At 51.2% G+C, this 21,390-nt stretch carries 20 protein-coding genes and 4 pseudogenes; 7 read left to right on the top strand and 17 right to left on the bottom strand.

Annotated features, from left to right (window positions below; translation table 11 throughout):
- Positions 1 to 358: 358 nt before the first annotated feature.
- The 12 genes and pseudogenes from KIH39_RS26870 to KIH39_RS15875 form a co-directional block, all read right to left on the bottom strand.
- Positions 359 to 487 carry a transposase domain-containing protein gene (locus KIH39_RS26870; RefSeq protein WP_261353365.1) on the bottom strand — a complete coding sequence of 43 codons (129 nt, stop codon included), beginning with the start codon at positions 485 to 487 and terminating at the stop codon, positions 359 to 361.
- A gap of 15 nt (positions 488 to 502) precedes the next feature.
- A pseudogene (locus KIH39_RS26875) lies at positions 503 to 739 on the bottom strand (IS66 family transposase); the annotation flags it as partial.
- Positions 740 to 863: 124 nt separating this feature from the next.
- Positions 864 to 1,211 (bottom strand): IS66 family insertion sequence element accessory protein TnpA, encoded by a 348-nt coding sequence (gene tnpA / locus KIH39_RS15825; RefSeq protein ID WP_213494197.1) that lies wholly within the window; start codon positions 1,209 to 1,211, stop codon positions 864 to 866.
- Positions 1,212 to 1,269: 58 nt separating this feature from the next.
- Positions 1,270 to 1,503, bottom strand: coding sequence for a transposase (locus KIH39_RS27185; RefSeq protein WP_213494198.1), 234 nt, complete (start codon positions 1,501 to 1,503; stop codon positions 1,270 to 1,272).
- Positions 1,434 to 1,976: a helix-turn-helix domain-containing protein gene (locus KIH39_RS15835; RefSeq protein ID WP_213494199.1), complete on the bottom strand. Its 543-nt coding sequence runs from the start codon at positions 1,974 to 1,976 to the stop codon at positions 1,434 to 1,436. The genes KIH39_RS27185 and KIH39_RS15835 overlap by 70 nt, the downstream gene beginning before the upstream one ends.
- Positions 1,977 to 2,232: 256 nt before the next feature.
- Positions 2,233 to 2,745, bottom strand: a complete 513-nt coding sequence (locus KIH39_RS15840; protein ID WP_213494200.1) for a transposase — start codon at positions 2,743 to 2,745, stop codon at positions 2,233 to 2,235.
- Positions 2,742 to 3,062 (bottom strand): transposase, encoded by a 321-nt coding sequence (locus KIH39_RS15845; RefSeq protein ID WP_213494201.1) that lies wholly within the window; start codon positions 3,060 to 3,062, stop codon positions 2,742 to 2,744. Before KIH39_RS15845 ends, KIH39_RS15840 begins: the two co-directional genes overlap by 4 nt.
- Complete coding sequence (gene istB, locus KIH39_RS15850; protein ID WP_213494202.1) at positions 3,043 to 3,813, bottom strand: IS21-like element helper ATPase IstB; 771 nt, start codon at positions 3,811 to 3,813, stop codon at positions 3,043 to 3,045. The genes KIH39_RS15845 and istB overlap by 20 nt, the downstream gene beginning before the upstream one ends.
- Before the next feature lie 454 nt (positions 3,814 to 4,267).
- A pseudogene (istA, locus tag KIH39_RS27190) lies at positions 4,268 to 5,320 on the bottom strand (IS21 family transposase); the annotation flags it as partial.
- A gap of 120 nt (positions 5,321 to 5,440) precedes the next feature.
- Positions 5,441 to 6,088 carry a transposase gene (locus tag KIH39_RS15865; protein ID WP_213494204.1) on the bottom strand — a complete coding sequence of 216 codons (648 nt, stop codon included), beginning with the start codon at positions 6,086 to 6,088 and terminating at the stop codon, positions 5,441 to 5,443.
- A gap of 43 nt (positions 6,089 to 6,131) precedes the next feature.
- Entirely contained in the window at positions 6,132 to 7,784 is a 1,653-nt protein-coding gene (locus tag KIH39_RS15870) for a serine hydrolase (RefSeq protein ID WP_213494205.1), read from the bottom strand.
- Positions 7,785 to 7,894: 110 nt separating this feature from the next.
- On the bottom strand, positions 7,895 to 8,866 hold the full coding sequence (locus KIH39_RS15875) for a helix-turn-helix transcriptional regulator (RefSeq protein WP_213494206.1): 972 nt from the start codon (positions 8,864 to 8,866) through the stop codon (positions 7,895 to 7,897).
- Positions 8,867 to 8,940: 74 nt separating this feature from the next.
- Here KIH39_RS15875 and KIH39_RS27195 point away from each other — a divergent pair.
- The 6 genes and pseudogenes from KIH39_RS27195 to KIH39_RS15905 all read left to right on the top strand — a co-directional run.
- Positions 8,941 to 9,117, top strand: a pseudogene (locus KIH39_RS27195) (transposase family protein); the annotation flags it as partial.
- Positions 9,081 to 10,098 (top strand): annotated as a pseudogene (locus KIH39_RS15880) (ISAs1 family transposase). The pseudogenes KIH39_RS27195 and KIH39_RS15880, both read left to right, overlap by 37 nt.
- 65 nt (positions 10,099 to 10,163) lie before the next feature.
- Entirely contained in the window at positions 10,164 to 10,457 is a 294-nt protein-coding gene (locus KIH39_RS15890; protein WP_213494207.1) for a DUF2934 domain-containing protein, read from the top strand.
- A 512-nt stretch (positions 10,458 to 10,969) separates the two neighbouring features.
- Positions 10,970 to 11,113, top strand: coding sequence for a hypothetical protein (locus KIH39_RS15895; RefSeq protein WP_213494208.1), 144 nt, complete (start codon positions 10,970 to 10,972; stop codon positions 11,111 to 11,113).
- A gap of 791 nt (positions 11,114 to 11,904) precedes the next feature.
- Positions 11,905 to 12,579: an AAA family ATPase gene (locus KIH39_RS15900; protein ID WP_213494209.1), complete on the top strand. Its 675-nt coding sequence runs from the start codon at positions 11,905 to 11,907 to the stop codon at positions 12,577 to 12,579.
- Positions 12,580 to 12,605: 26 nt separating this feature from the next.
- Complete coding sequence (locus KIH39_RS15905; RefSeq protein WP_213494113.1) at positions 12,606 to 12,911, top strand: hypothetical protein; 306 nt, start codon at positions 12,606 to 12,608, stop codon at positions 12,909 to 12,911.
- A 313-nt stretch (positions 12,912 to 13,224) separates the two neighbouring features.
- On the opposite strand, the gene KIH39_RS15910 is transcribed toward KIH39_RS15905, so the two are convergent.
- From KIH39_RS15910 to ltrA, 3 genes are all read right to left on the bottom strand, one after another.
- Positions 13,225 to 13,704 (bottom strand): hypothetical protein, encoded by a 480-nt coding sequence (locus KIH39_RS15910; RefSeq protein ID WP_213494210.1) that lies wholly within the window; start codon positions 13,702 to 13,704, stop codon positions 13,225 to 13,227.
- A 3-nt stretch (positions 13,705 to 13,707) separates the two neighbouring features.
- On the bottom strand, positions 13,708 to 15,240 hold the full coding sequence (locus KIH39_RS15915) for a polymorphic toxin-type HINT domain-containing protein (RefSeq protein ID WP_261353366.1): 1,533 nt from the start codon (positions 15,238 to 15,240) through the stop codon (positions 13,708 to 13,710).
- Positions 15,241 to 15,430: 190 nt separating this feature from the next.
- On the bottom strand, positions 15,431 to 16,663 hold the full coding sequence (gene ltrA, locus KIH39_RS15920; protein WP_213494212.1) for a group II intron reverse transcriptase/maturase: 1,233 nt from the start codon (positions 16,661 to 16,663) through the stop codon (positions 15,431 to 15,433).
- A gap of 1,030 nt (positions 16,664 to 17,693) precedes the next feature.
- On the opposite strand from ltrA, the gene KIH39_RS15925 reads away from it, so the two are divergent.
- Positions 17,694 to 18,695, top strand: a complete 1,002-nt coding sequence (locus tag KIH39_RS15925; RefSeq protein ID WP_213494213.1) for a DUF6807 domain-containing protein — start codon at positions 17,694 to 17,696, stop codon at positions 18,693 to 18,695.
- Positions 18,696 to 20,122: 1,427 nt separating this feature from the next.
- On the opposite strand, the gene KIH39_RS27200 is transcribed toward KIH39_RS15925, so the two are convergent.
- Together KIH39_RS27200 and KIH39_RS15935 are read right to left on the bottom strand one after the other, a co-directional pair.
- Positions 20,123 to 20,593 (bottom strand): hypothetical protein, encoded by a 471-nt coding sequence (locus tag KIH39_RS27200; protein WP_213500439.1) that lies wholly within the window; start codon positions 20,591 to 20,593, stop codon positions 20,123 to 20,125.
- Positions 20,594 to 20,890: 297 nt separating this feature from the next.
- Positions 20,891 to 21,295 carry a hypothetical protein gene (locus KIH39_RS15935; protein ID WP_213494147.1) on the bottom strand — a complete coding sequence of 135 codons (405 nt, stop codon included), beginning with the start codon at positions 21,293 to 21,295 and terminating at the stop codon, positions 20,891 to 20,893.
- Positions 21,296 to 21,390: the final 95 nt, after the last annotated feature.

Genomic DNA, 21,390 nt, shown 5'->3' on the forward strand with positions numbered 1-21,390 from the left:
TTTTCAGGAACTCCTGCTATAGTTTGCATTTAGATCCGCCACCATCATCCCTTCCTTCATTGCATCGTGCAACGCAACCGAATCGTGCCATTTGGATAGTTTCTCAGCTTGATCGGAGAGGAACTACGAGTCAGTCAATACGCGAGATAATTGGCGAGTATTTCTGTCATCGTTTAACTCAAAAACTAATATAACAAATTCAATTGTTTAGCGAAACCTATTCTTGATTGTACCTACCCGTCCTGTTTTGGCAAAACAGCGACTTAGCAAAATTAACGTATCCGATCGGCCAAGGAAGTGGTGAGCTCCAACCGAGTGAGTGTGCTTTCACGGTTCAAGAACTGTTTTTCGCCCAACTTTACGGTAGCATCATGGGAAGTTGCTCTTTCGGTGTGATGGGCAGTCGGATCAAGACATCGCGGAGATATTCCCAGGGATTGATTTTGTGCATCAGGCAAGTGGCGGTGAAGCTGGAGAGAATCGACAGGGTTCGTCCGCCGTTGTCGGAGCCGAAGAATAACCAGTTTCGTCGTCCGATGGCATAAGGTTTAATCGCTCGCTCGGCCACGTTGTTATCGATGCTCAATCTCCCATCGGTGATATATACATTCAGGGCTTTCCACTGATTCAATGAATAGCCGACCGCTTCTCCGATCGGGCTTTTGGGCAGGACTTGCTTCTGGAGTTTTTCCAGCCAGGTGCCGAAGGACTCCAAGATCGGTTTCGCCTCCGCTCGGCGCGTGCGGGAGCGGTCAAGCCTTTAGCCCGATCTTCAATCGCATAGAGGAGTTTGATCCGACCGTCGAAGCTCTTCCGTATGTCGGTGGGCGTCATGCACAGAAGAATCTTCACCGAGGTGTAGTTCAGCATGAGACCTCCTGGGCGGACAAGGCTCCGAAGAGGGCTCGAAAGGTCGATTCCTCGACACTGTGAACAGTCACAACGTGCCCCGATGGGCAGCGAACTTCGATCATCGTCGGGGACGGCTTTGTTGAATCGGAAGCAGTGGGAACTACTGTGATCGAAACTAATGCAGGGGACGCTTCGGCCTCCCGACGCTTCAGTTCCCGTTGCCAGTAATAATAGGCCGCCTCACTGATGCGATGCCGCTGACAGTAGGCTCGAATGGATTCATTGCTGGATCGCTGATCCAAAATCGTCTTCTTCCAAAATGCTTCCCGCTGGGGATCTCGTACACGACGCTTCGACATGACTCCGACTCCTGAGGGTTAAAAACCATCAGGATAACTCATCTGACAAGAAGGGAGTTCACCAACCGGAGACTAGAAAAAAACGCATTGTCGACACTGCCAACTGCGCAAGATAGGTTAGAGCTCCGATGATCGAGATTTTCTGACGGCGACCGGCTTTTTGTTTGAGATAAGGTCGCAGGCCTTTGGGAGCCCAGGTGCGTCGCAAGAGGGGAGCCAGTCTCAGTCCGGTTTCATCGATGAATACGATAGGCGCCCGCCGGCGATCCCCTTTTTTAAGATTCGGGACCACTCGGTTTTCGGCCAATCGGCAATTTTCTGTTCCTCGCGTTGGACGGCTTTCTTGCCCGGCATTTGCGGGGAGAAACCTTGTTTGCGTAACCAATCGCAAAAGTAATTGGCATTATAATCGATATCAAACATCTCCTTGATGAGTTGGACGACTCGCCGAGAAGTCCACAGGTGAGTGCGGAAGCCGAACTCCGTCGCGTCACGGGTCAGCCAGGAGCAAACTTCTTGAATTTGCTCTGGGCGGAGCTTGGATTTCGGTCCGGGATGCTTGAGAGCCTTGAGTCCGGCTTCCCCTTGATTTTTGTACCAGGAGATCCAATTATCCACGCTGCGGGTCGAAACCTTGAGCATGTCGGAAACCTGCTTTATAGTATGGCCTTCGAGGATCAATTGAACGCCCAAACGGCGTCGGTTCTCCATCTCCGGGCGATTAGTAACTTTCTTGACCAAACGAGGGATGCTTTTCGTTTCCATGCCCATCGTATGGATGGGCTATTTCCAGAATCAAATCGATTGAAAACAATCTCGCGAATTGAAATTACTACTCCAAATGCTTGGATGTTTTTACAACGAATACATCAGATTGAGAGGGAGTTATACTAATAAAATATCCCTAAATGTTAATCAGAAAACTGTTGATACGGACCTTTTTCATCTTCGAATTGTTTATTCGAGTCATTTCGTTCGATCAGTTTCCATAAAAAACCCTTTTTTCCCGGCTCTTCCGTTTCTAGGTGTAGCATTCAGAGAAATACTTCTGGATCTGGTTGACGAAGCCGCGAATCTCCGCAATGGTCGGCCCTAATTTTTTCGCAGCCCAATTCACGTCCAGGAGTATTCTCGTCCAGAGCGTAGTTAGACTCTGAATTCCATAACTCCGACGTAGCACTACCCGAATCTTGGTATTCAGACCTTCCACCGGGCCGCTGCTTTTGCGTTCCTCGAAGTAGGCTAAGATCCCCTCCCAGTTATTCTTGAGCATCGTGATGAACGGCTCCCAATCCATCTCGGTCTCGCGGGCCTGGACGATCCAATCTTCCAACAGTCGCGAGGCTTCGGCTCGGTTCGGGGCCGTATCGAAGATCTTGGTCGCCTCCCAACGCAGATGGTAGATCGTTCCCAACGAAGGCACCTTCTCGAACAAATCCTCGAGGGCCTGGACCTGCTCCGGTTTCAAATCCTCGGGACGACGCCGGAAGTCGTGCATCTGAGAACGCAGCTTCTTGCGGGCTTCCCCGCTCAAACTTCGCTTGTAGGCTCGATAGTTTTTTTTCGCAGATCGTCCGCCACCTCCCCCAATTTCTTGGCGACGTGAAAGCGATCTATCACCGACTGGCTGTTGGGTAAATGCACGCCGCAAGCCTTCAAATACGCCGCGCTCATGTCCGTATGATGCCAACGCACCGCCGTGGTAATCCTTATCCAAAACGGGCCCACCTCCTTGCCGAAAACGGGCCCACCCCGGGTAATTGAAACTACCGCGGGTTCCCGCGGGCGACCAAATTCTCCAGATTGAATCGGTTTGCCATATTGCCTTCGTTTACTTGTTCGCTTTGGCATTCTTCTTGGTTTTCATCGACTCTCGGAAGCGATAACTTTCGCCGTTCATCTCGAAGATGTGGCAGCGGTGGGTGAGCCGATCGAGCAATGCCGCCGTCATCCGTTCGCCCTGAAAGATCTGCACCCAGTCCCCAAACGGCAGATTGCTGGTGATCAGTAAACTCCTCCGTTCGTAGCGTTCGGCAAAGACCTGGAAGAGCAATTCCGCCGCCATCCGACTGAACGTCAAATACCCCAGCTCGTCGACTATCAACAAATCGACTCGCTCCAACTGCTGCAAAAAGCGGTCGAGTTGATGCTGCTTCTGAGCTTCTTCCAGATGATTGACCAAGCCGGCGGCAGTAAAGAAGCGGACGCGTCGTCCGGCTCGGCAAGCCGCCAGGCCCAAGGCAATCGAGAGGTGGGTTTTCCCGGTTCCGGAATCGCCGACTAAGCAGCAGTTGAAGTGCTGGTCGATCCATTCGTTGCGGGTCAGTTCCAGGATTTTGGGTTTGTTCAGGGAAGGCTGGGCGGTGAAGTCGTAGGTGTCGAAATCCTTCAAGGCGGGGAAGTGGGCCTGTTTGATCCGACTTTTGAGGACGTTGGCCGCTCGGGCAGTCACTTCCAGTTCGGTCAGACGGAGCAGGTACTGTTCGTAATTCTCGTTGGCCTGAGCCGCCTCGCGGGCCAGGGCTTCGAATTCGGCTTGGATCGTCGGCAGGCGAAGTTGCTTCAGATTGGTTTTGAGCAGCAGTCGGTGAGTCTCGATCATCGGGGGTTTCTCCGAGGGATAAGAAGCGGTTGAATTTTTTCAGATCGGGCGGGGGTAAATGAATGTCGCGAAGGGCCTCCGGCTGTTGATCCTTGGGGAGCGAAGCCGCTAGAGAATCGCCGCAGGTGCCGCGTACGCCGTGCAGGATGGCTTCGAGATCGAAGCCCGCTTCGGAGCGTTTCTTTTCGATCTCGCATCGAACATCCTCGATGGGATGATCTTGAAGTAACAGCAGAATCCGAGCGTACTGCTTGCGACCGCGATTAGCACCGTGCTGTTTTTCCAGAGATTTACGCAGCTCTTCAAACAGAGGAGGTAAGCGCCAGCGGCGAAACAGATCGGAGTGGTCGAGGGCGGCCGGCCGCTGCTGCAGCGTGCTCAGATAATGGCGGGGATCCAGAATCTGCTCGTGACGTTGGTAAGAACGAGGATGGGAAGCGATCGTCTGAGCGCCGAGCACTACATCGATCCGTTCGACGTAGACCTTCACCGTCACCGTTTGAAAGGCCGCCGAGCGGGGAACGCTGTAGCGATTGTTGTCGTAGCGGACCATCTGATACTTGTCGACCTTGCCCGATTCGTGGAGGCAGGGATCGAACGGACGAGGCGGCAGCAGCAAAGCCTTCTCCAATTCGCTCGCGAAGCGTTGGCCGATGGTCTGCGTTTGCCCTTGCTGCGTCCGCTGGCGATCGCGTTCGCAGCAGGTTCTTAAATGGGCATTCAACTCGGCCAGATTCCCAACGGAAGGAACCGGCGTCGCCCAGTCCCGCTGCAAGTGCCGGACTCGGCCTTCGACGTGCGGCTTCTCCTGAGGTCGACGGACCAGGCAGAACAGCGGCTGAAATGCATAGTGACTGCTCAAGGCCTGGTACCGTTCGTTGATCTGGCGTTCCCGACCGGCGAACGGATGCGGGGCCACCGTTTTGGGATTGTCCCACCAGAGTTCCCGCGGCGTCGCACCGAAGAAATGGAAAGCTTCGACCAGACCATGCAGGATCGCCTCGGTCCGTTCGCTGGGCAACGCCAACACGAAGGGGCAATTGGAGTAAGCCCAGGTCGTCACCAGAACGGGAACCAACTGGCGACCACCGGGAAAATCGACGTGAATGTGGCCGAAATCCGCTTCGAGTCGCTGACCCGGCTCCGATTGAAGGGGAATAAACGTCTCGCGTTGGACTCGATGCTGAGACTGCACGTAAACTCGGATGCGATCGTAGCTCCCGCGATAGCCATGCTCATCGCGCAGCCGACGGTAAATCTTGGCCGCGGTGTGACGCTGCTTGCGGGGAGCTTCTCGATCGCTCCGCAGGATCTCCTCAATAATCGCTGTGAAAGAGTCGAGCAGCGATGGCATGGCTCGTCGCTGGTACGGCTTGGGTTCCGGCTCGTCGAGAATCTGACGGATCTTCCGCCGGGAATGATGAAAAGTCCGGGCCAGTGCACGGATGCCCATCTTATCTATTCGATGAGCCTGACGTATTCTCGCGTATTCGTCCACCTTGACCATCCTCTGCCTCCTGCAGTCTGGGATCCCTCCAGGGGAAACCAGTTTACAGGAAGACGTTGAGGGGTGGGCCCGTTTTCGACAAGGATTTTAATGAGTACCTGGGCCCGTTTTCGACAAGGATTACCACGCCGACCGTTGCTGGGCCGACAAACGCTCCAAACACGCTCGCCCAGCTGCTTCGTCACGACCCTTGGACAGAGCCAGAATCTCCGGACGCTCCCCATTCGTCAGGTCCGTCAATATTGTCGCATATCCCTTATGCCCCTTACGCAGGCTGATCTCATCCAGACCCAAACGCTCGATCTTCCGCTGGGGATCGATCTGCTTCGCCTTGGCGTCCTCTATCCGGTTCTTGACGATTCGCTCCACCGTTTCCGCGGCGATCCCCAAACGCACTGCCACGTCTTCGGCTGTGCTCCCGATCAGACTGACCAGCACCTGCTCCTCGAAGCGAAACGTATATTTCACATCCCGACGCTTGAACGGCGGCAACAGCGATTGACGGTGACCGCACGACGGGCAGCGGTGATACACCTCCTGGTACACGAAAAAGCTCGGCTTACCCCACAAATCCAGATCGCGGATGCTCAGAAACTTGTTCTTCTCCACCAATTGAAGCCGAGACTCTCGCTGGCATGTCTCGCAACAAAGATTGTCGGGCAACTCCCAACTCACGTGAAAGGCGTGGCCCCCGTCGATGCGTTCGTATTCGCCAACGCTCACTCCGGCAGGGACGTCCATGTCTATGGCAATGGTAGTCGTTGTCATCGGCTCTTCCGTGAACCAGGAAATGGTTACTCTAAGTTGCAATCTATCCCAAAATGACTGATTCGCCGAGAGTTGCGCCTAAAAACGGAAGAGCCTGTATTTCGCCTTCTTTCATCAATTGAGGAATGCGTTGCTCAAGTCGTTTAACGATCTCATCTTTTGTTCCTTTGGTTTGCAAAGGTGCAGAAGGTGGGAATGACGACTGATTCTCTTTCTCTCCTTTCATTTGCTTAAGATGTTCGATGGCATTTTCATTCTTTGGGTTTAACTCTAAGGAGCGCTTGAAGTTCTTGATCGCCGACGATTTGTCACCCACAGCTTCATAGCTTTCCGCCAGGCTATCGTAAGTATTCCAGCTTTGGGGATACAAATGCACGTTAAGTTTAAAAATCTCGACCGCGTTCTTTGCCTGTCCCAAGTCCACCAATTGGTATCCCCAGGTGTTTACTGCTTCTTCCTCAAGTTGAAATTTTGCGTCCTTAGTCTTTAGTTCTTTCGCTATCTCTTGCGCATGGTCGAAACCGCGTTCCACTAATTCGGCGCGAAGAATCTTAATTGCGGGTGGAAGGCCAAACCCTGTTGAAGGATGCATGCTGGGAACGTAATGGCCAGCCAGCTCATCTATGAATAATTCGGGATTGGCGCCTATCAAGTTGGTCAATACCACGATGGCGAGATCATCGTCTGGATAAAGAAAAAAGGCCGCTCGCCCGCCGCCGGTCGATGCGATCGCACGGTGTTCGGACCGAGTGACAATCGGCCAGCCAAGAGCATAACCATTAACGAGATCTCCCGATCGACTCGGTTTCCCATCGTTGAGCGTTCCCGGTCTCCAAAGTATTTCAAGACTGTCTTTTTTCAAAAACCGGCCCTTTTGCAAGCCGATTATCCAGTTGGCCAAATCTTCCGCAGTTGTGTTGATTCCTACTGCGGTCCGGATCATCGGCGGCCAGTCCAGGAAAAGCGGTTCCGGTTTGTCGAGAGGTTGAAATACGCCGCGCACAATCCGGAAATATCTATAGCTTCCAGAAATTCCAGAGACGACATCGCGCGAATCGCCAAATCCCGTCAGCGGCATCGACGCGACATCGAACTGCTTCTTCTTGATGAAACTAATAAAAGGTTCACCGCTGAGTTTGTCGATAATTTTTCCCAACAGAATGTAATTGGTCTGGTTATATTTGAATTTCACCCCAGGCGCGAATTCGATGGGTAGAGTTTTAACTTTTGTCCAAGCCTCGTCCTCGTCGTCAGCAATCATTTTGGCTTTGTCATCCCAAATATCCGGGATGCCGGATGTATGAATAAGTAATTGCAGGACCGATACAGCTTTCCAAGCCTCCGGCAGTTCTTCGAGATATTTCGATATTGGCGCCGAAAGATCCAACTTGCCCGCTTCCACTAACTGCATGATTGCCACGCCCGTAAAAGCTTTGGTGATGGAATGGACTGGGAAAACGGTCTTGTTGGTGACTGGAACGGAATGTTCGATATTCGCCGTTCCGTATGCGCCGAGCAGTACGATTTTTCCGTGCTGGACCACCGCAACCTGAAGCCCGGGAATCCGACGCCTCTGCATCTCGCGACGAAGAAATATTTCAATATTGTCTTGAGGCTTGTCTTCTTTTTTTGGCTGAGCGTGTGTCGGGTGACCGGTCACGACTAAGAGCAGCATGACTGACAATATGACGCGCATTGCGAACCCTTCTTCAATTCTGGAAGTACAACGATCTTCTGAATTTCGCCGCTTCGATGCGAAACCGTGAGTGATTATCTGCGGGCATCCGTTCCGTGTATAGGACGGAATTAAGATTCTTGAACGCGATTTGGATTGCCAGTAGAAAACCGGCGGTATTCCAAAGGAGAATATCCAGTCTGCTTCTTAAAGACTCGACAGAAGTGACTTTGATCGGAAAAACCTAAGAGAAGTGCCACTTCGGATAGAGGCTGATCAGTCTTATCCAGCAAGTCTCGAGCGCGATCGATGCGGCGTAAACGGACAAACTCGCCAATACTCATCCCGAAGTGTTTATGAAAGCTAGAGGCGAGATAAGTTGGATGAACACCAACATCTGCGGCTAGCTGTTTTAATGAAGGCACGATCTCATATTCTTCGTGCAATCGATCCCGGACTCTTCGTAGCCAGATTGGAACCTTGCTGTCGCGCACGCACTCGCGAACCGTTTCCGCTAACAGCAGGTATGTCAACCCTTCGAAAGCAATGCCCGAAACGGAATCGCGGTTGAGCAATTCTTTATAAATATTCCTGGCCACCAGACAGGCTCGGCCGCCGTCAGTATGCCAGATCGGATCGGATAAACGGACGCGGTTAATCTCTTCGCAAAAGCTAGGCACGAATTCCACGTGCATGCAACGTCCTTGCTCGTGCCACTTGTTAGAATGCTCGATACCGGCCGGATGGAAGACAAGCGAACCAGGTTTCAGCGGCTCACAACGCCCGCCGGTACGCTCCTCGCAAATTCCATCGAGTACGAAACAGAAATACGGATCGCGATGTTCATGCTTTGGAAAAGCTACGCCTTTGGAGTAGTGGGATAAATCGATGCAAAGTTCGTCAGACGACCAACTTTGGTGGCTAATACCAAAAAAGGTTTTCGGTTTAAGTCTAAGCAAAGCTATACCCCTCCAGCAGTATGGCGGAGAGAGCCATCTTCTCGGCAAATCGACTGTTTTCAGCGCAATCTTTTTTCGTATGAAGCGAAGGGCTATTTTGGCAGGGAAATCGCGCTTAAATTCCAAGAAAACATCTAATGTCATTAATTGTATTGCGCATCGTTCTTCTTTAGTGGAGGATGTGGAAATCGCTCGCTAGATCGCCCTGGGGTTCCTCGATGTTTCAGCTTTCCGAACTATCTCCCGCGCCGGCGAAAACTCCGTTGACCGATCTCCTCGTCCACTTCGCGGATTTGCCCGACCACCGCCTCGATCGTTGCCAACAACACACGCTTTCGGAAATCATTTTCATAGCCATTTGCGCCGCGGTTTCCGGAGCCAACGACTGGGTGGCCGTCGAAGCTTTCGGCGTGACCAAGATCGACTGGTTCCGGAAGTATCTCCCTTGCCCAACGGCATCCCGAGCCATGACACTTTCGGCCGAGTTTTCCGCTATCTGGACACGGATGCTTTCGAGGCCTGCTTCGCTTCATGGATGGCGGAAATCTGCGTCGGGACCGACCTGCTTCAGGTGGCGATCGACGGCAAGACGATGCGTTCGTCAGGCGGTCCGGGTCAGAAGTGCCTGCACGTGGTCAGCGCGTTTGCGACGGCCAACCGCGTGACGCTGGGCCAAGAGGCGGTGGACGATAAATCGAACGAGATCACCGCGATCCCGGAATTGCTGAAACGGCTGGACATTGCCGGAAAAATCGTGACTATCGACGCGATGGGCTGTCAAAAAAATCGCCGAGGCGGTGCGGGAACGGGACGCGGATTACCTGTTGGCGGTGAAGGACAATCAACCGACTCTCTTGGCCGAGATCAAGGCTCATTACTTCAAGCATTTGGAGTCCGGATTCGCCGATGTACCGACGACGTTCTGCGAATCGACGGAGAAGAATCGAGGCCGAGTGGAGTACCGTTCGTGCCTCGTGTTTTCGGACGTCAATTTCTTATCGATGAAGGACGATTGGAAAGGCTTGAAGACGGTGGTCGTGGTGGTGACCGACCGCCGAGAAAACCACAAGAGCGCGAGCGAAATCCGCTACTATATTTGCAGCCGAGCGTCGGACGCTCCGGTGTTGGCGAAAGCGGTCCGGGAACATTGGACGATCGAGAATAATTTGCATTGGTCCTTGGATGTGACATTCGGCGACGACGACAGCCGGGTTCGAAAAGATAACGGCCCTCAGAATTTCGCCAGGATTAAAAGGTTGGCTCTGAGCATAGTAGCGAATGCGAGCGGCAAGGAATCGATGGCAGTCAAACGACTGAAAGCCTGCGCCAGCGATGAACGCCGAGAATTAATTATTCGAGAATTCCTTCAGCTTTAAATGCGATTTCCCTGACTGAAGAGCCCGGCAAGAAATTCTCCAACACGAAGTTGGATTTGGAGTATTTGGCACTATTGCACTACGCCGACGCCCTTGCCAGCGACGAAACGTCCGGTGATATGGCTGAAATGTGCAAGAGGATCTTCGGCTCTTCGAAGAAACACATCTCATCGAAACAGCTCCTTGCGTCCATGCCCCATAAAGAAGATATTTGCCTTGATGCTTACTTCACATGGGATCGACGAGGCAGAACACTTGGGCACGACCTCGACGATTGGCTGTCAGCTGAGCGGGCACTGATGGTGCAGGTTTGGGATCGGCTTGGGCTTGATAATGATTCCAGCAACACGGCTCTTTGAGCATCGTCCTTGTCTTAAAAAAACTCAAACAGAGTCAGCATTTACTTCATCCATCGGCGCAGAATCCCAGATTCCAAACCGCGTACCCGGCTACAAAAAGTTCAATAGCCAGCTTGTCGTCCCGGTTTAACAAGACTTAAATGCGAGTTATCACTTATCCGTGGGAACGTTTTGGGAACATCATTGGCCATGCGAGGCCAACGTTTCTAAAATGCAAACAGAGGCATTACTTATCGCAAACACCGACACCATTGGCGATTGCGACGTGAACCAAATGTGAATTCAATGTGCTTCACAGGGGCCACTGATAGCTTCGAATCCTAGTCGGGTAACTCGTTTTTAAGACGCCTAAAAAATTCTTAAATATTTATCAAATAAGCACTTACGAAAAACGCCCTTTGTGCTGACTTCGTCGCCAAACGCCTTTTTGGATGCAAATTTGGTGCAGCATCGCTCCCGTGTTAGGCTCGCGTCGATGGACCCATCCCTCACAATTTGTGGGGAGGATTGCAATGGCGTGGCTTGAAGTGCGTGGCAAGCGTCACCGCATCAAATTCCGTTACAACGGTAACAATTACTCTGTCTCTTTGAAGACCGGCAACGAGCGAGAGGCCGAACTCTCGCTGGAGGCTAGAAGAGAAACTTATTTTGATTGAGCGGGGAAGGCTGGCGGTGCCCCCGGGTGGCTAAATCGTAATTTTCCTATTGTCCGGTGGCAAACTCAATCACCAACCCGTCCTGGCCAATGGGCTAACCCTTCAGGAGCTATTTCAGGTTTACGAGAACCATTTCACCGCAGGTGTGAAGGAGGCCAATAGCTCCTACAATAGTGATCGGCGAGAGAATGATCCCAATCGCTCCCGCAACCAGGGAGAATCCAGATGCCAAGACCGGAGTCAACGCGAGAGCCGCACCCACTCCGATTCCGATCGAGCCGATATCAGATCAAGACGACAGTCTCTTTCACCGAGCTGGGCAATGCCCGGAAGGTGTATTATGCCTGTATAATCTACCGCATCGGGCCTGGGCGACGGCGCTATCCAGCTGCTTTCAGTTGCATGTTGACAACTGTGTGCGGGAATAATCGCGGCTCTCGGATGCGAGACGTCACTATTCCCGCATACAATTGTCCAGCAGAGATACAAACATAATCTACTACTATATATGTACTTACAGCGTATGCTTCCAGGTGATTAATTGTCCTTTACCGCGGTTTGATCGCACTTTGGAATTAGAATAGCCGAATAGTTATTGAATTGCCAGTCGTCGATTACGCTGCGAATTTGGTCAGGGAATTGACCTGTTAAGTCGGTTTTTCCCCGCCGTCTTTGATCGGTGATAAATCGTACCTCGCTCCTACCCCGCCTCGTGTCTGTACAATTTTCCTTTTCCATTTTGCTGAGGCTTACTCCTTGGGCGAGGTGCGGTTTTACCGCAGCGAGGAGGAATGGAGTTCGTTCCCGGCACCGGCAAGAGCTTCATCAAGCAATCCCTTCAGCGGCTTCCCGAAAACCAGCACCTGGTCGCCACCGTGGGCCGCACCTTGCACACCTATACCAACTCCGTCAAAATACTCTGCGATGCCTTCCGCATCGACTTCGAAAGCTCTGCCTTCAAGTGCGAACGCCGACTCATCGAACAAGCCTTCAGCCTCAACCATGCGGGCAAGTCGGTCACCACCATTCTCGACGACGCTCACCTCATGGATATGGCCTGTCTGCGAAAGTTGCGGCTGCTCTTCGAAGACTTCCCCAAAAACCACAACCTCATCCTCATCGGCCAACCCAGCCTGCTCGCCAACCTCGACCTCGGCGTCAACCAGGACATCAAAAGCCGAGTCACTTACTCCGTCATCGCCAAACGGCTCGGACCCGATTTACTGCGCGACTTCCTTCTCCGGGAACTCGATCGCATCGGACTCGGCCACAATACTTTTACGCAACCCGCCGTCGATCTCATCGTCCGCGCCGCCGACGGCATCCTGCGTAAAGCCCGCAATCTCTGCGTCGGCTGCCTCATCGAAGCCGTTCGATCCGCCAATAAAACCGTGGACATCGACAACGTCAACCGCGTCCTCCTGCAACCCCACTGGCAAAAAGAATCCGACCTCGCCGATTACTGATTCTCAGCGCCCCCGTCGGAGAAACGATGATCCAACCCGATCTACTACGCCGCATTCGCAACGATTTGCCCATGCCCGTCACCATCGCCACGCTGGGAGCCGATGGGCCACCTTCGAAAATGAGCGAAGGCTACTTCCGCTTCCTCTGCCCCAACTGCGGCGAAATGCGGGCTACCGTCAACCCACGCAACAACCTCGCCCACTGCTTCGACTGCCAAAAAAACTTCAACAACATCGACCTCTTGCTCACCCTCGATTACGACTTCCTCACCGCCGTCGATTTACTCGAACGCTGGCTCAACGAATATCAAACCCGACAAGCCAAAAAGTAATCAGTCGCAGGAAGCCCGTTCCTCTACGAACCTCTGCTGCTCGCGGCGAACGGCAGCGCCTCGTGCCGGACTACGCCGGCCCATCGCAACACCCCGGTCTCGGTCATCAGACCGCTCCAAAATTCCCTGGAATTCGGCAAAACACCCTTCAAAATACCAAAATCCCTACAGCTTTAATTCGGCTACAAATGCGACCAGAATTCGGTTCGGGACAAATGAGTTGGGATGTCGCCGATTGATCTCGAGCGGGACATTAAACATAAAAAAATCACTCCAACAGTTCGATACGGTTTTTGACCAGGACGTTACACCTCTACCAAGATAGATTTAACAGGTCTTTAATGAGATGATGAATGTCCATCTCTGAGAGGTGACCAAAACTGATCGAAATGAATTGGCCGTTCAGGATAGTGGCCCAAATAGGGCTCTTGTCTGCTCTGCCGCTTATCGTGATACGTCGCAGTTTGTTCGATTCCACAACTTCGATGTCAACGGACTCATTCATAGCAGCTTTCGTAAGTGGTAACCAAGTTAAATTTTCATCTGGATAGTCAAAAGGACGTAAACCTAGCCTCAAATGCTGTCCATATTGCTTCATAATATTTGAGGCAATATTGGCAGACTCGAGATCTTGAATACTCCATACCGAGAAACTCACTACCAACCATTTTCCTTTGGTTAGAATATCTTCTATAGAAGAAGGTGCGATTGTGAGCGGAATAATGTATGGAGAATCATCTGTTAATTCGATTTGAGATCGGCCCTCAGAATTACTCGTAAGTTTAAATCCCATAGTTTACTTCACCGTAATGATGTTCGTGTACAACGAACCGCCCACATCGTTCTTGGATGGAAGTACGATCTGGTATACTTTTCCACCCAGTAAATTCGCAATTTTTTTATGCGCTTCGATGACTTCCGGCGCATTTGGCCCAACCAATCTTACTTCTCCGCCAGGTTTAAGAACTCTCTGGATTTCGGAAATTGTACCGGGCCGGATAGGTGCATTCTCCAAAAAAATTACATCAACCGATTGGTCAGCGAACGGAAGTTTCTCTCCTTTACCAGGAACGCGATTTGGAATCGGACGTCCCCAGCCGCCAGTCGTCGTAGTAGTTTCGCTAGGATTCACATTGATCGCGCCAGGATTGCGACCCTCGCCACCAATATCTATCTTTACAATTTTCTCGCCAGGTAATGGCGATTTGATTTTTCGATTATGTACCCAGACTGCAAAATTCCAATCCGAGCCGCCAACAAAGTAAGTATGGTATTGATCAACCATTATATTGTATACTTTTTCAATTCGATTTATATCTTGAACCAAATTGACTGATAAATAATCTCCATTCATCGAGAGCAGTTCATCATTTACTTTTAGTTCGCTTGCAGGCACCCAGCCTCTAACAGGTACATAAAATGGGTGCTCTCCGGTAGTCAATATCTCTCGCCCTTCAACAATTAGCTTTAATATTCGTGACTCATGAATCAAAGTTTTAAGGACCATTTTCGGTGCAATCATTCCCGTGCAGTTAAATTCGTCGCGTGAAAGAACAAAATCGCCAACTTTAATGTTTTCTATATATTTATAGCCTTCTTTTGTTAAAACTGGTGTTCTTTCCGCAAAACAAGCTTTTGTGCCCCATTTTAAGACATACTCTGCCGCTTTACCAAGATATTTCAGAACTTTTGCTGGAGTCAATTCCACTATGGTTTGGGCTGTTTTTCCGACTCCGCGCCAATAATTGTGATTCCAGAAGGCATCTATTGCCTCGCCTGCGGTTCCAATCGGGGTCAGACCAATAATAAATTTTCCAACGTCTTCGCTAGTCACTTCATCCTTTGGTCGAGGATATTCATATCCTCTTTTAACATCCTGAGGATTCACAACACGAATTGTTGGAGGTGTTTGAGGCGTACGTGCATCATTATGAATAATATTCTGCTGGCGTGGAACTTCTACTCCTTCAGGTTTTAGACTCTCGATGACTTCTGGATCATAAATAGTTCCTCGACGATTTGGCAGAATTCGTACTGAATCTTTATAAGGGCCGTCTAAAATCAAGCCTGGTGTTCCACCTGGTAGCGTAAATGGTTGCTTCTGCCCTGGGGGTGGAGGGTCCGCCCAAAGACCACTTGGATCAATAGTATTGGTGACATCATTCCCCACATACCTCCTAATATTAGCATCCCCACCGGCAAACCCGATCGGATCTTCGGACATCCACTGTCCGAGTTGGGGGTTGTAAGTTCGCCATTCCGCAAAATCCAAACCGTTCGATTGATCACTTCTTAAACCGGCGGGGTGGCACTGGTAAGCAAACCAAATCGACGCAAGTCGTTATTGAGTAACAGTTTGTGTGGCACTGGTTACTTGCTGTTTTTTTTATTGATCTTTGCGAATTGTAGGACTCAATCCTCGTCCAATTTCCGGATAGGGCTAGGAGGAGTATAGGGCTCCCCCTTCCCTCCAAACCGGACGGGCGGATCTCCCGCATCCGGCTTTCCGGTCAGTGGTCTTACCCTTTGAGGGATTGAGCTTCCAGACAGTGCGCCTGTTCCAGGGAGAACAGTCCCGCCTCGGCAAAGTAAGCTTTGGGCCACTTGAAGTTGTCCATCATTCGGCTTCGACAATCGTGACCCAGACGACGACGCAGTATGCACCGCAGCCGCATTCGAGTCCATTTATCCACGTCCCGAAAGATCCCCTTTTTGCTGTGCTTGAAGTATCCGTACCAGCCTCGTAGCGTTACGCTCACGTCGCGGACGATCTGCGACAGGCTATCGCCTCTTTTCCGCTTCGTTTTCGCGCGAATCGCATCCCGAAGTTTCTCCAGACTTCGCTTCCGAGGATATATCAGACGTTGTCCTTTATAAACTCCAAAGCAATAGCCTAGAAATTCGAAACTCTCGATCTGCGTGTCCACCACTCTCGTCTTTTCCGGATGCAGTTGTAGCTTGGCCGATTCGCACCAGCGGCTCAACGTCGCCAGGGCTTCTTCCGCTTCCGCTCGACTGCGGCAGACGATCACCATGTCATCCGCGTATCGCACCATCCGAAAACCTAGGGATTCCATCAAATGGTCCAAAGGATCCAGATAGGCGTTACTCAACAACGGACTCAAAACCGCTCCTTGCGGCGCTCCCGAATCTGGCTCCCAACTCCCCATCGGCGAGAATATCTCGGCTTTCAGAAATTGTTCCACCAGACCTAGTAGCGTTCCGTCCGCGATCTTCCGCTTCAGCACATCCATCAACTGATCGTGATCGATCGCGTCGAAGTAGCCCTTGATGTCGACATCCACCAGATGCGTGCCTCCTTCTTTCAGAAGTCTGTCCACCTCTCGCAAGGCATTTTTGCAGCCCCGGCCCGGACGAAAGCCGTAACTATTCGAGGCGAAATCCTTCTCGAAAATCGGTTCCAGCACCTGACGAATCGCGCCTTGAACCACCCGGTCTCGAACCGTCGGAATTCCTAGAGGACGGCCTTCTTCACTCCCCGGCTTCGGAATTACCGCTCGCCGGATCGCCGAAGGACGGTAGGTTCCGTCCCGTAAAGTCCGCTCCAAAGCTTCCAGGTTCTCGTCCAAATGATTGGCAAACGCTTCGACACTCACATGATCCACGCCCGCTGAGCCCCCATTCGCCACGACTTTCGCCGATGACGACTTCAGGTTACTCTTCTTGCACACCTTGTCCATCAAGCTAAACCAGACGCCTCCTTTAACGCCCTCTTCGAGCGCGCTCAACATCCGATCGGTCCATACCGCAGGTTCCGTCCACGACCATTGCTCTCGGACCCTACTAACGGTACCCGAGAGTGGGTCGGTTTCTTCTCCGCCTTGTTTAGCCACTGGCACTGACGGCGGTTTCTCTTTCCTGCCCATAAACTCCTCGAAATCCACCTTCCTACGTCCCTTCGCTCCGTCGGCATTACCCGATTTCCACGCTACTATGGACGCTCTGACTTCCGACGCACAAGGCAATCGCCTTCCCCGGTGCCTCGGATATCCCCGCTTACATTCGATACCTTTCGCACTCCTTCCGCCTCCAACCACATCGGATACCTCCCTCGACTCGCTTGGGGCTTTATCTCGGGATAATGCCGTCACCATAAGTTCTCCAACCGCTGGCGGACCTCTCGGTCAGTCCGGCTTTGCTAGCTTCGCCCTTAGCCACGCAGGCTCGCCGGTATCCGCTGCCGAAACGAGTTCACTTTATTGCGGACGAGATGCTCCCCTCGGGTTGCTCCCCACCCCGCCTCGCAGCGACGCAGTTACCTTCGGGTACAAAAGGCCAAGCCTCCTTTCGACAGGGAATCTCACCCTGCTAGTATCGAATAGTCACGGGCGCACGTGGCACTGGCTATCTGCCAATGCGTGGGAGAAAAAAGTGCCAGAGAATTGTCACCCTCTCAGGCACAAATTCGAGCAGAAAGAACGCTTTATTGCAGAAACGCACTCGCAGATGGCCAGTGCCACTCAAACCGTTACTGGATAACGATATGCGCTGATTAAGAATGCTTGCCAGTGCCCCCCGCCGGGGCATGAATTCCTTCTGGGTTGAAATAGGGTGATTTGTTGTTGTAGGATGGGTGAGTTCTAAATGGCACTGTCAGATAGACAGTGCCACCCAAGTCTAGATTTTACATCGACTTGCGTTTATTGAGATGGGGTGCCAGTGTCACCCGTCGCTTACTGACGTGAAAGCACAGACAGACTTTGTCTTCCAGATCCATAACTTTATCCTATCTAATTTTCCACTCCCATTGGGACTCCTCCCATGCGTGCTGCTTCTCTCTCGTTTCTGTTGCTGGCCGCGTTTCCGCTCTACTCTCAAGAGATTGTTGTCGGCGAGGGCAAACTCGAATTCAAATCGGGCGGCGAACTGGTCACCAGCTATTACCATGGTAAGGAAGTCGCCAAACCTTACTGGTGGCCGTTGAATGCGCCGGGGGAAATTATGGTGACGCGAGGCTATCCCATCGTGAAGGATCTTCCCAAGGAAACCAGCAAGGATCACCCACACCACAAGTCGGGCTGGTTCTGCCACGGTGATGTCATTCCGGAAGGTTTGACGATCAAAACTAAAACGGCCGATCCGCACGTCAAAGGGGTCGACTTCTGGAGCGAGCTGCCCGGCCACGGCGTGATCCGCTGCACCAAAGTCGGTGAGATCACCAAGAAGCCGCACGAAGCAAGCGTGGTGACTTATAACGATTGGAACTCGGCCGACGGCGTCAAAGTTCTCGAAGAAGTTCGGACGATTACCCTCGTCGATTTGAATATGACCGGCCGGCTGATCATTATGGATTCGGAACTGATCGCCAGCCAGTGCCCGATCACTTTCGGCGATACCAAGGAAGGTTCCTTCGGGGTGAGGATCAGCGATCAGATACGGGAAGTGATCGATGAGAAGAAAAAGATTCATGGCGGCACTCTGACTCAGGCGGACGGCAAAACGCTGGAGAAAAATGTCTGGGGTCAAGTCTCCCACTGGTGCGACTACTCGGGCAAGCAGGACGGGAAAGAGGCCGGGCTGACGATCTTTGCAAGTCCCAAGAACACGATTCCGACGGCCTGGCACTCTCGGGCTTACGGTTTAATGGCGGCCAATCCTTTCGGTCGCGAGGTGTCCGGCTTCCCATCGCAGAAGGGGAAGAAGGATCTGGTGAAGATTGCCCGGGGCGACAAATTGAAACTCACTTATGCGATCTACCTGCATACGGGAGATGTGAAGTCGGGTCAGGTGGCCGAGGCCTACGAGAAATTTGTCGGGCGTTAGCCGCTCGCTTGTCCGGGACTTCCCTAGAGAGGTCATCAGATCATCATTTTTCACATGGTGGGAAACGCAATTTTGATGACCTTAGACTATTTCTCGGGAAATATCGCGTTTTTACCATTGGTGTGATGAGACCGCCGAGAGTCTCATTCAACCACTCCATAGTACCAAATTTAAGCGGGAAACGCAATAAAAGTTGAGGGTGGACGTAGGATGCGATACTGTAGTGCGGGCACTTATTTTGAATACGCACTGGCAGGTAGCCAGTGCCACACAGAACATTACCTGACAATGACTTACGGTGATTCTAAAGGGTTACCAGTGCCACCCGCCGCAGATGGGCAGTGCCACTCAAACCGTTACTGGATAACGACATGCGCTGATTAAGAATGCTTGCCAGTGCCACCCGCCGGGGCATGAATTCCTTCTGGGTTGAAATAGGGTGATTTGTTGTTGTAGGATGGGTGAGTTCTAAATGGCACTGTCAGATAGACAGTGCCACCCAAGTCTAGATTTTACATCGACTTGCGTTTATTGAGATGGGGTGCCAGTGTCACCCGTCGTCCACGACCATTGCTCTCGGACCCTACTAACGGTACCCGAGAGTGGGTCGGTTTCTTCTCCGCCTTGTTTAGCCACTGGCACTGACGGCGGTTTCTCTTTCCTGCCCATAAACTCCTCGAAATCCACCTTCCTACGTCCCTTCGCTCCGTCGGCATTACCCGATTTCCACGCTACTATGGACGCTCTGACTTCCGACGCACAAGGCAATCGCCTTCCCCGGTGCCTCGGATATCCCCGCTTACATTCGATACCTTTCGCACTCCTTCCGCCTCCAACCACATCGGATACCTCCCTCGACTCGCTTGGGGCTTTATCTCGGGATAATGCCGTCACCATAAGTTCTCCAACCGCTGGCGGACCTCTCGGTCAGTCCGGCTTTGCTAGCTTCGCCCTTAGCCACGCAGGCTCGCCGGTATCCGCTGCCGAAACGAGTTCACTTTATTGCGGACGAGATGCTCCCCTCGGGTTGCTCCCCACCCCGCCTCGCAGCGACGCAGTTACCTTCGGGTACAAAAGGCCAAGCCTCCTTTCGACAGGGAATCTCACCCTGCTAGTATCGAATAGTCACGGGCGCACGTGGCACTGGCTAACTGCCAGTGCGTGGGAGAAAAAAGTGCCAGAGAATTGTCACCCTCTCAGGCACAAATTCGAGCAGAAAGAACGCTTTATTGCAGAAACGCACTCGCAGATGGCCAGTGCCACTCAAACCGTTACTGGATAACGACATGCGCTGATTAAGAATGCTTGCCATTGCCACCCGCCGGGGCATGAATTCCTTCTGGGTTGAAATAGGGTGATTTGTTGTTGTAGGATGGGTGAGTTCTAAATGGCACTGTCAGATAGACAGTGCCACCCAAGTCTAGATTTTACATCGACTTGCGTTTATTGAGATGGGGTGCCAGTGTCACCCGTCGACCTCGAGTTGTAACTTTTGACATATCTTCGTAATAGCGATCTTTACAAGCCTCCTCAGGTGGGAAATCTTTCAGAAGGAAGAAATCATCACAGAACCAGAGGAATTCTTCGTCCATCCCAGGTATTATTGATCCAAGAAATGTTATAAGAAACGTATTTGTGACTGGTGATTTAAAACCCAAAGGACTTGCCATATACTCATGAGGCACATGCTCGATGATCGATTTGTTGCACGAAAGAAATGTTGGCTTATCTCCGAAGACCCAAACCTTACGAATGAAAGGAATATGAGTTTGGAGGCTTCGGAGGGAGTACTGAATCTCAAAGTTATCAAAAGTAGAGTTTTTGAGAATGTAGAGTGCATCCGTATCGCTAATATCCCAAGAACTGGTTATGAAGGAATACTCCGAATTCTTTTCGATCTTTAAATTTCACATATCAACTCGCAAGAAGAATTGACAAGAGATTAACGACCAAATCCGTTTGCAATGTGATCGATTGTCTGTAAGCTCTAATAGAACCCTCGTTTTTGGCGTTATTCGATCGGCAATTTAAGGCATCGATAGAGTCTCTTAGATAGAATTCAAGGCACATGTGTGAGTGTGTGTGCGTTGACGATGAAGAGACAAAGCCTTAGAGGCCCTAACAAAACCACAATTTGTCCATTGAATACTGCTATAAAAAGAGATTTTGTTAGGGCTTCTTAGAAACAATTTCTGCTAATTTAGTTTGGCTAATATTTCCACCAATTTACTTTGAACGAGATCTTTCATTTGAGGTGATGATGCAACTTTCATGAAGGCTGATTCGAAGGAGCCATCTGAGAAGCCGTCTTGATATGATGCCACGTCCTCTGATGAAATTACGCCATCTTTTTCATATTTGTACGATAGAACGAGAGAAGGGTATAAATCATTATTGTTATCAGATTCAAATGAATTATAATGCTCAACAAATCCAGCAGTAGCATAACAAGAATATTCAGCCACTGCTACTAATCCTGAAATCAGCAAAGATTTATCTTCGGGATCAAATTTATTTAAATTTTGAAGCAATTTTTTCAAGTCATTGTAACGTGGATTGCGCGAATCGCCCAAATTCAAATCCCGAATTCGCCCGAGCATTCTTATAACTCCAATAACAACGGAGTTATAATAATGGAGGGCGACATTTTCTATCATCTCCGAGTGCATAATGTCACCAATACCTCATAAAATAA

The organism is Telmatocola sphagniphila, from assembly GCF_018398935.1.
Classification (GTDB): domain Bacteria; phylum Planctomycetota; class Planctomycetia; order Gemmatales; family Gemmataceae; genus Telmatocola; species Telmatocola sphagniphila.